1 protein-coding gene is annotated in these 246 nt (G+C 60.6%); it reads left to right on the forward strand.

The window, feature by feature from the left end; translation table 11 throughout:
* A partial coding sequence (locus AB1462_RS32580) for a hypothetical protein (protein ID WP_367249256.1) occupies positions 1 to 246 on the forward strand: 246 nt, incomplete at both ends.

Here is a 246-nt window from a genome sequence, read left to right on the forward strand (position 1 = left end):
CCGTGACTGCGGTCAACGATGCGCCGGTGGCTGATGCCACTGCTGCGACCGGTGCTGAAGATCCAAGCGTAGGCATCGCGGTCAAACTGTCCGCCACCGACGTAGACAGTCCGACGGACGTTAAATCGTTCACCGTCGGCACGCCAACCAACGGCACCTTCTACACCGACGCGGCGATGACCAAACCGGTGACCGGTTCCATTGACGCGGTCAACGGCGAAGCCACGGTTTACTTCAAACCAAACG

The sequence above is a fragment of the Pseudomonas sp. SB113 genome, assembly GCF_040754745.1.
Lineage (GTDB): Bacteria > Pseudomonadota > Gammaproteobacteria > Pseudomonadales > Pseudomonadaceae > Aquipseudomonas > Aquipseudomonas grimontii.